Annotated in this window: 5 protein-coding genes and 3 tRNA genes; 4 read left to right on the plus strand and 4 right to left on the minus strand. The window is 56.8% G+C overall.

All coding sequences use genetic code 11. The annotated features are described in order from the left end of the window. The first annotated feature begins 115 nt into the window (after positions 1 to 115). The 3 genes from ptrA to recD are packed head-to-tail and all read left to right on the plus strand — an operon-like array spanning position 116 to position 8,354. The gene (gene ptrA / locus O1723_RS04395) at positions 116 to 2,998 is read left to right on the plus strand and encodes a pitrilysin (protein ID WP_014885075.1); all 2,883 of its coding nucleotides are present in this window, start codon (positions 116 to 118) and stop codon (positions 2,996 to 2,998) included. Beyond that, complete coding sequence (gene recB / locus O1723_RS04400) at positions 2,995 to 6,537, plus strand: exodeoxyribonuclease V subunit beta (protein ID WP_023337710.1); 3,543 nt, start codon at positions 2,995 to 2,997, stop codon at positions 6,535 to 6,537. Before ptrA ends, recB begins: the two co-directional genes overlap by 4 nt. After that, on the plus strand, positions 6,534 to 8,354 hold the full coding sequence (gene recD, locus O1723_RS04405; protein WP_023337709.1) for an exodeoxyribonuclease V subunit alpha: 1,821 nt from the start codon (positions 6,534 to 6,536) through the stop codon (positions 8,352 to 8,354). Before recB ends, recD begins: the two co-directional genes overlap by 4 nt. Before the next feature lie 54 nt (positions 8,355 to 8,408). Here the strand turns inward: recD and argA are convergent, their stop codons facing one another. After that, on the minus strand, positions 8,409 to 9,740 hold the full coding sequence (gene argA / locus O1723_RS04410) for an amino-acid N-acetyltransferase (protein ID WP_014885072.1): 1,332 nt from the start codon (positions 9,738 to 9,740) through the stop codon (positions 8,409 to 8,411). Between the two features lie 226 nt (positions 9,741 to 9,966). Between argA and amiC the strand changes: the two genes are divergently transcribed. Next, on the plus strand, positions 9,967 to 11,220 hold the full coding sequence (gene amiC / locus O1723_RS04415) for an N-acetylmuramoyl-L-alanine amidase AmiC (protein WP_014885071.1): 1,254 nt from the start codon (positions 9,967 to 9,969) through the stop codon (positions 11,218 to 11,220). 89 nt (positions 11,221 to 11,309) lie between these two features. Here the strand turns inward: amiC and O1723_RS04420 are convergent. From O1723_RS04420 to O1723_RS04430, 3 genes are all read right to left on the minus strand, one after another. After that, positions 11,310 to 11,386, minus strand: a tRNA-Met gene (locus O1723_RS04420). A gap of 44 nt (positions 11,387 to 11,430) precedes the next feature. Further along, positions 11,431 to 11,507 (minus strand) — tRNA-Met (locus O1723_RS04425). 44 nt (positions 11,508 to 11,551) lie between these two features. Further along, positions 11,552 to 11,628: transfer RNA gene (locus O1723_RS04430), tRNA-Met, on the minus strand. Between the last annotated feature and the right edge of the window lie 160 nt (positions 11,629 to 11,788).

Consider the following 11,788-nt stretch of genomic DNA (forward strand, 5'->3'; position numbering starts at 1 on the left):
GGCAAGAGTGTGAATCCCCTGGAGCTTACATAAGTAAGTGACTGGGGTGAACGCACGCAGCCAACGCACATGCAACTTGAAGTATGACGGGGATAGCCGTGATAAAGAGGTCGTAATGCCAGGCAGCACCGTGTTCAAAGCGTTTGTTTTGTTTATCGCCCTTTGGGCTCCCTTCACTCAGGCAGACTCCGGTTGGCAACCCGTTCAGGACACTATCCGTAAGAGCGAAAAAGACACCCGGCAGTATCAGGCGATCCGGCTTGATAACGGCATGACCGTGCTGCTGGTTTCCGATCCGCAGGCGGTGAAATCCCTCTCGGCATTGGTCGTGCCGATTGGATCGCTGGAAGATCCTGAGGCTCATCCGGGGCTGGCGCATTACCTCGAACACATGACGTTAATGGGGTCAAAGAAGTATCCGCAGCCGGATAGCCTGTCCGAATTTCTAAAAATGCATGGCGGCAGCCACAATGCCAGCACGGCACCTTACCGCACGGCCTTTTATCTCGAAGTCGAAAATGACGCGCTGGACGGGGCGGTTGATCGTCTTGCGGATGCTATCGCTGCGCCGCTGCTGGATAAAAAATACGCCGATCGTGAACGCAATGCGGTGAATGCCGAACTGACGATGGCCCGTACCCGAGACGGTATGCGTATGGCGCAGGTCAGCGCTGAGACGATCAACCCGGCGCACCCAGGTGCACGCTTCTCGGGCGGCAATCTGGAGACGCTCAGCGATAAACCCGGCAGCCCGGTCATTGATGCTCTGCATGCGTTTCGCGACAAATACTACTCAGCCAACCTGATGAAAGCGGTTATTTACAGCAACAAACCGCTGCCTGAACTGGCTGGTTTGGCGGCAAAAACGTTTGGCCGGGTGCCAAATAAAAATATCGACCTGCCCAAGATTGACGTGCCGGTTGTCACGGACGCGCAAAAAGGGATCGTCATCCACTACGTTCCTGCCATGCCCCGCAAGGTGCTGCGCGTTGAGTTCCGCATTGATAACAACACCGCACAGTTTCGCAGCAAAACCGACGAGCTGGTGACCTACCTGATTGGTAACCGCAGTCCGGGAACATTATCCGACTGGCTGCAAAAACAGGGGCTGGTGGAAGGGATTCGCGCTGATTCGGATCCTGTTGTAAACGGCAACAGCGGCGTGCTGGCAATTTCCGCCACCCTGACCGACAAAGGGCAGGCCAACCGTGATGAAGTGGTTGCCGCTATCTTCAGCTACCTCGCTTTGCTGCGTGAGAAAGGCGTCGATAAGCGCTATTTTGATGAACTCGCTCATGTGCTGGATCTCGATTTCCGTTACCCGTCCATCACCCGCGACATGGATTATGTGGAGTGGCTGGCGGATACCATGATCCGCGTGCCGGTGGAACACACCCTCGATGCGGTCAATATTGCCGATCGCTATGATGCGGCGGCGTTAAAAGCGCGCCTGGCGATGATGACCCCGCAGAATGCCCGTATCTGGTACATCAGCCCGAACGAACCGCATAACAAAACCGCCTACTTTGTCGATGCACCTTATCAGGTAGACAAGATCGGCGACCAGACCTTCGCTGCCTGGCAAAAGAAGGCTGGAGAGATTGCGTTGACGTTGCCGGAACTGAACCCTTACATTCCGGATGATTTTACGCTTATCAAAACCACTAAGGATTATCCGCAGCCCCAGCTCATTGTCGATGAGCCGACGCTGCGCGTGGTGTATACCCCAAGCCGTTATTTCGCGAGCGAGCCAAAGGTGGATGTCAGCGTGGTGCTGCGTAATCCGAAAGCGATGAATAGTGCCAAAAATCAGGTGATGTTCGCGCTGAATGACTATCTCGCGGGTATCGCGCTCGATCAGCTTAGCAACCAGGCAGCCGTTGGCGGGATCAGCTTCTCCACCAATGCCAACAATGGTTTGATGCTGAATGCAAATGGCTATACCCAGCGTTTGCCTCAGCTGTTCCAGGCACTGCTGGAGGGCTATTTTAGCTATACACCGACGGAAGAGCAGCTTGAGCAGGCCAAGTCCTGGTATGCGCAGATGATGGATTCTGCGGAAAAGGGCAAAGCCTACGATCAGGCGCTGATGCCAGCGCAAATGCTGTCGCAAATCCCGTATTTCCAGCGTGAAGAACGCCGGGCATTGCTGCCATCTATCTCATTAAAAGAGGTGCTGGATTACCGTGATGCGCTGAAAACTAACACGCGTCCTGAGTTCCTTATCGTCGGTAACATGAGCGAGGATCAGGCTAAAACGCTGGCAGAGAATGTCCGCACTCAGCTGGGTTCGAAAGGCGACGAGTGGTGTCGTAATCAGGACGTGCTGGTTGAGAAAAAACAGAATGTGATTTTTGAAAAAGCGGGGAGCAGTACCGATTCCGCGCTGGCTGCAGTGTTTGTGCCCACGGGCTATGACGAATTCTCCGGGTCCGCACAGAGCGCGGTGCTGGGGCAGATTATTCAGCCGTGGTTCTATAACCAACTGCGCACGGAAGAGCAGCTTGGCTACGCGGTATTTGCTTTCTCGATGAACGTTGGCCGTCAGTGGGGGCTGGGCTTCCTGCTGCAAAGCAGCGATAAACAACCGGCCTATCTCTGGCAGCGCTATCAGGCGTTCTTCCCGCAGGTGGAAGCAAAGCTGCGGGCCATGAAGCCGGAAGAATTTTCCCAGATCCAGCAGGCCGTCATTGCGCAGGTAATGCAGCCGCCGCAGACGCTGGGCGAAGAGGCGTCGCAGCTGAGCAAAGATTTTGATCGCGGTAATATGAAATTTGATTCGCGTGATAAAGTAGTGGCCGAGATAAAACAGCTGACGCCGCAGAAGGTTGCCGATTTCTTCCATCAGGCCGTGATTAAGCCGCAGGGCATCACCATTCTGTCTCAGGTTTCCGGTAGCCAGAACGGGAAAACGGAGTACGTGAACCCGCAAGGCTGGAAAGTCTGGAAGAGCGTCAGCGCGCTGCAGCAATCAATGCCCTGGAGTAAGAAAGAATGACCGATACCGCTGAGTCCCTTGATCCCTTACGTTTACCTCTACAGGGTGAACGATTGATTGAAGCCTCAGCGGGAACGGGAAAAACGTTTACCATTGCCGCGCTCTATCTGCGCCTGCTGTTAGGGCTTGGCGGTAACGCTGCTTTTCCACGCCCTTTGAGCGTTGAAGAGCTATTGGTCGTGACCTTTACCGAGGCCGCCACCGCTGAGTTGCGCGGCCGTATTCGTACCAATATTCACGAACTGCGCATTGCCTGCCTGCGCCAGAGTACGGATAACCCTCTCTACGCGAGCCTTCTGGAAGAAATTGCTGATAAGCAGCAGGCCGCCCAGTGGCTGCTCCTTGCGGAACGACAGATGGACGAAGCGTCCGTCTTCACCATTCACGGGTTTTGCCAGCGCATGCTGAGCCTGAATGCGTTCGAATCCGGCATGCTGTTTGAACAACAACTCATTGAAGATGAATCCGTGCTGCGCTATCAGGCCTGTGCGGATTTCTGGCGTCGCCACTGCTACCCGTTACCGCGCGATATCGCCGAAGCGGTACATGCCTTGTGGAAAGGGCCAGAGGCACTGCTGCGCGCCATCGATCGTTATCTTCAGGGGGAAGCGCCGGTCATCAAATCGCCGCCGCCAGCGGATGAAACCCTGGCCTCACGCCATGAAAAAATCATCGCGCGAATCGCAGACATCAAGCAAAAATGGAATGAATCAGTCGGCGAGATTGAGGCGATCATCGAGAGTTCCGGGATCGACAGACGCAAGTTCAACCGTGGCAACCAGGGAAAATGGATCGAGAAGATCAGCGCATGGGCGAAGGAAGAGACGCGCGGTTATCAGCTTCCGGACGCGCTGGAGAAATTCTCACAGCGTTTCCTGGTTGAGCGGACCAAAGCCGACGGCATTGTGCCTGAACATCCCCTGTTTGTGGCAATTGAAACTCTGCTGGCGGAGCCCCTGACGCTTAACGATCTGATGATCACCCGTGCGATGACGGAAATTCGCGATGCCGTGGCGCGCGAAAAGCGCCGGCGGGGCGAGCTGGGGTTTGATGACATGCTGAGTCGCCTTGATGCGGCGTTGTGCAGCGAAAATGGCGAAGCGCTTGCAGAGGCGATTCGTACTCGCTTCCCGGTCGCAATGATTGACGAGTTTCAGGATACCGACCCTCAGCAGTACCGTATTTTCCGCCGTATCTGGCGCCATCAGCCCGGCACCGCACTGCTGTTAATCGGCGATCCGAAGCAGGCCATTTACGCTTTCCGCGGTGCGGATATTTTCACCTACATGAAAGCCCGCAGTGAGGTTGATGCGCACTATACGCTCGATACCAACTGGCGATCCTCTCCCGGCATGGTGGAAAGCGTTAACGCGCTGTTCAGTCGCATGGATATGGCGTTTATGTTCCGGGAAATCCCGTTTCTGCCGGTCAAATTTGCCCCGAAAAACGATTCGTTGCGCTTCGAATTCAACGGTGAGACGCAGCCCGCCATGCACTTCTGGCTGCTGGACGGCGAAGGCTGTGGCGTCGCCGACTATCAAAATGCCATGGCCCAGTACTGTGCGGCGCAGATTAGGGACTGGCTCAGCGCAGGCGCGCGGGGAGATGCGCTGCTGTGGAAGGGCGATAAACCCGCGCCGGTAAAAGCATCCGATATCACGGTGCTGGTGCGAAGCCGCCAGGAGGCCGCGCTTATTCGCGACGCCCTGACGCTACTGAATATTCCGTCCGTCTATCTTTCAAACCGCGACAGCGTTTTTGAAACGCTGGAAGCCCAGGAGATGCTTTGGCTGCTGCAGGCCGTGCTGGCGCCAGAGCGTGAAAGTACGCTGCGCAGTGCACTGGCGAGTGCGATGCTCGGGCTGAATGCGCGTGATATTGATGTGCTCAACAATGACGAAGCCGCGTGGGATGCCGTGGTAGAAGAGTTTGTTCGCTACCGCGAAAAATGGCAAAAGCGCGGCGTGATGGCGATGGTGCGCGAGCTCATGGCAGAGCGTCACATTGCGGAGAACATGCTCGCAACCGCGGGCGGCGAGCGCCGTCTGACCGATATTCTGCATATCAGCGAATTGCTGCAGGAGGCGGGGACACAGCTGGAGAGCGAGCATGCCCTGGTGCGCTGGCTGGCGCAGCAGATTGCCGACCCGAACAGTAATTCGTCCAGCCAGCAGATGCGCCTTGAGAGTGATAAACACCTGGTGCAAATCGTCACCATTCACAAATCTAAAGGCCTGGAATATCCGCTGGTCTGGCTGCCCTTTATCGCCAATTACCGCGTGCAGGATCAGGCTTTTTACCACGATCGCGAGTCGTTTGAAGCGGTACTCGATCTCAGCAACGCAGAGTCAAGCGTTGAGCTGGCCGAAGCCGAGCGTCTGGCAGAAGATCTGCGTCTGCTTTATGTGGCGCTGACCCGCTCGGTCTGGCACTGCAGCCTGGGCGTTGCGCCGCTGTTTCGTCGCCGGGGCGATAAGAGCGGCGAGAGTGATTTTCATCTGAGTGCGCTGGGAAGGCTTATCCAGCGAGGCGAACCCAAAGATGCTGCCGGTCTGCGCCAGTGCATCGAATCTCTTTGCTCAGAGCATGTTGCCCTGCATATTCCGTCTCAGCCCGACAACAGCCGCTGGCAGACGCCGGAACAGAGAGCGTCAGAGCTGCATGCCCGCCAGGTTGCCCGCACGATTGCCGACGACTGGCGCGTTACCAGTTACTCCGGTTTACAGCAGCACGGGCAAAGCGTTGCTCAGGATTTGATGCCTAAACTGGACGTAGATGCCGCAGGCGCAGGAAGCGCGCCCGCTGAACCGGTGCTCACGCCGCATCAGTTCCCGCGTGGGGCCTCGCCGGGCACGTTTTTACACAGCCTGTTTGAAGAGCTGGATTTTACCCAGCCGGTCTCTGAAGAATGGGTGCTGAAGATGCTCCAGAGCGGCGGCTACGACGCCCAATGGCAGCCGGTTCTCACCGACTGGCTCCGCGCTGTTTTGCACGCGCCGCTCACGACACAGGGGATTTCCCTCAGCCAGCTGACCGCCAAAGATAAACAGGTCGAAATGGAGTTTTATCTCCCCATCGCCAGCCCGCTCAGGGCCGACGCGCTTGACGCGTTGATCCGTGAGTACGATCCGTTATCCGCCGGGTGCCCACCGCTCAACTTCCGCCAGGTTCAGGGGATGTTAAAAGGGTTCATCGACCTGGTTTTCCGCCACGAAGGGCGCTACTACCTGCTGGATTACAAATCGAACTGGCTGGGTGAGAACAGCGAAGCCTATACCCAACAGGCGATGGCCTCAGCGATGCAAATGCATCGCTACGACCTGCAGTATCAGCTCTATACCCTGGCGTTGCACCGGTACCTGCGCCATCGCATGGCCGATTACCGTTACGAAGACCATTTTGGCGGCGTTATTTACCTGTTCCTGCGCGGCGTGGATGCTAACGACCCGCAGTCGGGCGTTTTCAGCACCCGTCCGGCCGTGGAGCTGATTGAAAAAATGGATAACCTGTTTGCTGCACGCACAGAGGAGGTGGTATGACGATGCAGGCGCTATTGCTGGAGGCGGTAGAACAACGATTATTGCGCCACCTGGACGTGCAGTTTGCCATGATGGTGGCGGGCGAGGAGCCAGCCGTTATGCTCGCTGCCGCCATTCTGAGTAAGGACGCAGGCGAGGGGCATGTGTGCCTTCCGCTGTCGCGTCTGGCTGTGGATGAGAAAATGCCTCCGGCGCTGCAGTCGTGTTTCGCGCTGCTCGGTGAGGCAGTGGACTGGCAGGCGATATTACTCCGCTCGCCTGCCGTCAGCGCGACCGATACCGGGACGCCACTGATTTTGACCGGCGAGCGTTTGTATCTGAACCGACTCTGGCGTAACGAACTGACGGTGGCGCGCTTCTTCAGCGAGACCAACGCCCCGCTTCCCTGCGATGAAGCGCAGCTCCGGCAAGTGCTGGATACGCTGTTTACCTCTGACGACGCGACTGACTGGCAGAAAGTGGCGGCCGCCGTGGCGTTAACGCGGCGGATCTCGGTGATTTCGGGCGGCCCGGGCACCGGGAAAACAACGACGGTGGCAAAACTGCTTGCCGCGCTGATTCAGTTATCCGGTGAGCAAAAGTGTCGTATTCGTCTGGCGGCTCCCACCGGTAAAGCCGCGGCACGTCTGACGGAGTCATTAGGCGGTGCCCTGCAAAAATTGCCGCTCACAGGGGAACAGCTTGCGCTTTTACCCAATGAAGCCAGCACGTTGCATCGGTTACTTGGCGCGCAGCCGGGTAGCCAGCGTCTGCGCTACCATGCCGGTAACCCGCTACACCTGGATGTGCTGGTGGTGGATGAAGCGTCGATGATTGACCTGACGATGATGTCGCGGCTGATCGATGCTTTGCCGCCTCATGCGCGGGTCATTTTCCTCGGCGACCGTGACCAGCTAGCGTCCGTGGAAGCCGGGGCCGTGCTGGGTGATATCTGCACCTATGCCAGTCTGGGTTATACCGCGGAACGCGCGGAGGAGTTGGCCCGCCTGACAGGGTGTTCCCTTGCGGCGGAACAGCACTCGATCGCGGGCGCGCTGCGCGACAGCTTGTGCCTGCTGCAAAAAAGCTACCGTTTCGGCAGCGACTCCGGCATCGGGCAGCTTGCGTCGGCGGTGAACCGGGGAGACCGGCACACGACCTGTGCGGTGTTTGACGGTACCTTTACCGACATTGAGAAAAAATCGCTGCAAAGTGGGGAAGAGTATCAGGCGATGCTGGATGATGCCCTGCTGGGGTATCAACATTTTCTCACCGGCGTACAACAGCAACGTCCGCCGGAGCAGGTGATTGCCGCGTTTGGCGAATATCAGTTGCTCTGCGCGTTGAGGGAGGGGCCGTTTGGCGTCAGCGGCCTGAATGACAGGCTGGAACAGCTGCTGGCGCAGAAACGTAAAATCAACCGTACCCTGCACTCGCGCTGGTATGAAGGGCGCCCGGTGATGATTTCCCGCAACGATAGTGCGCTGGGGTTGTTTAATGGCGATATCGGCATTGCACTCGATCGCGGGCAGGGGTTGCGCGTCTGGTTCCAGATGCCGGATGGTAGCGTGAAGTCCTTCCAGCCCAGCCGTTTGCCCGAGCATGAAACTGCGTGGGCGATGACGGTGCATAAATCGCAGGGCTCTGAGTTTAACCATGCGGCGCTGATCCTGCCGACGCAGCTTTCACCTGTCGTTACCCGCGAGCTGATCTATACCGCCATCACGCGTGCGCGTCAGCGCCTGTCGCTGTATACCGATGAACGCGTGCTGATGCAGGCCATCGCCACCCGCACGGAACGCCGAAGCGGGCTGGGCGCAATCTTTGAGTCTCTCTGAATGAGGGACGAAATGCAGGCCGGGTAAGCGCAGCGCTTCCCGGCAAGTGGCGTATTATCCCAGGTCGGCCATCAGCACTTTTGAACGGCGCTGATAGTTGTACATCTCTTTCTTCGTTTCCGGCAGGGAATCGATATCCACCGGCGTGAACCCGCGTTCCTGGAACCAGTGAATGCTGCGCGTGGTCAGGACGAACAGCTTGCTCAACCCCATCTGGCGCGCCTGCGCCGCCACGCGCTCTAGCAGCATTTCTCCGCGAGAAGAGCTCCGGTAGTCAGGATGCACAGCCACACAGGCCATTTCACCGATCTTCTCTTCCGGGAACGGATAGAGCGCAGCGCAGGCAATGGTCAGGTTATCGCGCTGAATAATGGTGAATTTGTCGATCTCCATCTCCAGCTGTTCACGGGAACGACGCACCAGAATACCCTGCTGTTCCAGCGGACGGATCAGTTCCAGAATACCGCCGATATCGTTGATGGTCGCGCGGCGTATCTGCTCCGCACTCTCCATGACAATCTGGGTGCCGATGCCATCCCGGGAGAAGAGCTCCTGCAGTAAGGCCCCGTCTTCCTGATAGCTGATCAGGTGGCTACGGCGCACGCCGCTACGGCAGGCCTTCACCGCACCACGCAGAAAACGCACGGTGCCGGAGTGGTAATCTCCTTCGGCCTCCAGCGCTTCCACGCGCGCCTGGGCTTCATTCGGGAAGAGTTCCGGCACAATCACCCCTTCATCGTTAACGACGCCCTGTGAGGAGCAAAACCCAATCATTTTTTCCGCCTTCAGCTTGATAGCCAGCTGGGTGGCAATCTCTTCTGACGTCAGGTTGAAGCTTTCGCCGGTCACGGATACCGCCACCGGGCCCATGAGCACGATGGCACCGCTGTCCAGCTGACGGTGAATGGCCTCTTCATCAATACGACGAATGCGGCCGCTGTGGCAGTAATCCACGCCATCGTCCACGCCGAGGGGCTGGGCGATGATAAAGTTGCCGCTCACGACGTTGATATGCGCCCCCTGCAGCGGCGTGTTGTTCAGACTCATCGACAGGCGAGCCGTAATATCCAGCTGCAGCAGCCCTGCCGCCTGTTTCACCAGTTCCAGGGTTTTCGCATCTGTGACGCGGGTATGTTTGTGATAAATCGGCTCGTGGTGGTGAGCGGCCAGGTTGGCATCGATCTGCGGGCGCGCGCCGTAGACCACCACCAGGCGGATCCCGAGACTGTGCAGCAGGCCTATGTCATTGACGATGCTTGAAAAGTTTTCATGTTCAATGGCTTCGCCACCAAGCATGATGACAAACGTTTTTCCCCGGTGGGCGTTGATATAGGGAACAGAATGGCGGAATCCCTGGACCAGTTCGGTTCTACGTTCCTTCACCATGGCACAACCCTTAATGAATGTTTATTCGTAATTTCTGTATTTTTATTCGATTGTGGCCGCGTGTGCAAGTGCAAATTTTCTGCGACCCACAGAAATGAATAAGTAATCCGTGCGTTAGCAGCGAATTGTTTACCCTTTTATAGATGACAGTTTATGCGTCATTCGTTAAAGTTTTCGGTCAATCTGGACTTTTGTATATCAGTTCGTTTTCTTGCTCGGGAGAAGCATGTCGGGATCCAATTCAGCAATAAGCCGCCGCCGTTTGTTAAAAGGGGCCGGGGCAATGTGGTTGCTTAGCGTCAGCCAGGTCGGCCTTGCCGCCACGAGTCAGGTGGTGGCGGTGCGCGTCTGGCCGTCGTCGACGTACACGCGCGTGACGGTCGAATCCAATCGAGTGCTGAAATATAAGCAATTTGCCCTCAGCAATCCTGAACGTGTGGTAGTGGATCTCGAAGGCGTGAACCTTAACTCCGTGCTTAAGGGGATGGCGGCGCAGATCCGCGGTGACGATCCGTTTATTAAATCGGCGCGCGTCGGGCAGTTTGATCCGCAAACCGTGCGTATGGTGTTTGAGCTTAAACAGAACGTGAAGCCGCAGCTGTTCGCTCTCGCCCCTGTGGCGACGTTTAAAGAGCGTCTGGTGATGGATCTCTACCCAGCCAATGCAACGGATATTCAGGATCCGCTTCTGGCCCTGCTGGAGGATTACAACAAAGGCGATCTGCAACGTCAGGTTCCGCCTGCGCAAAGTGGTCCGCAGCCGGGCAAAGCGGGGCGCGATCGCCCGATTGTGATCATGCTCGATCCTGGCCACGGCGGCGAAGACTCCGGTGCGGTGGGGAAATATCATACGCGGGAGAAAGACGTGGTGCTGCAAATTGCCCGTCGTCTGAAGGCGTTGATTGATAAAGAGGGCAATATGCGCGCCTACATGACGCGCAATGAAGATGTCTTTATCCCCCTGAAAGTTCGCGTGGCGAAAGCGCAGAAGCAGCGTGCGGATCTCTTCGTCTCGATCCACGCAGATGCCTTTACCAGCCGTCAGCCGAGTGGATCGTCAGTGTTTGCGCTCTCAACCAAAGGCGCGACCAGTACCGCGGCGCGTTACCTGGCCGACACTCAGAACGCCTCGGATCTGATCGGTGGCGTGAGCAAAAGCGGTGACCGCTACGTCGACCACACGATGTTCGATATGGTGCAGTCCCTGACCATTAACGACAGCCTGAAGTTTGGTAAAGCGGTGCTGGGCAAGCTGGGTAACATCAATAAGCTGCATAAAAACAGCGTTGAGCAGGCCGGGTTTGCGGTGCTTAAAGCGCCGGATATTCCCTCCATACTGGTCGAAACGGCGTTTATCAGTAACGTTGAAGAGGAGCGTAAGCTCAAGACGGCAAAATTCCAGCAGGAGGTGGCGGAGTCGATTCTGGCGGGGATTCGGGCGTATTTCTCAGACGGGGCGACGCTGGCGCGACGCGGATAGCGCATTCAGCCGGGTGAAACGCCCGGCACATTCACAAACGACAGATACAAAAAAACACCCTTCAGGGTGTTTATTGTTTTTAGAAGTGTTGGTTGCGGGGGCCGGATTTGAACCGACGACCTTCGGGTTATGAGCCCGACGAGCTACCAGGCTGCTCCACCCCGCGTCCGTCTTTCTACTCTTGTAGAAACTTACTTCTTCAAATTTGATTGGTTGCGGGGGCCGGATTTGAACCGACGACCTTCGGGTTATGAGCCCGACGAGCTACCAGGCTGCTCCACCCCGCGTCCGTCTTTCTACTGTCGTAGAAGATACTTCATCAAATTTTAATTGGTTGCGGGGGCCGGATTTGAACCGACGACCTTCGGGTTATGAGCCCGACGAGCTACCAGGCTGCTCCACCCCGCGTCCGTGGATGCGCACTATACTCGGATAGGTTTGTGATGCAACCCCTTTTTTACATAAATCATGATTTTGTATGCAAATTGAACGACATGGCGCTGTATGGACTATTTTTTGCGCAAAATTTGCCAAAGGGCATGCGAACGCATTTCATTAGCCCTGGCGG

The sequence above is a fragment of the Enterobacter cloacae complex sp. HYC080_NIDB genome (genome assembly GCF_056673325.1).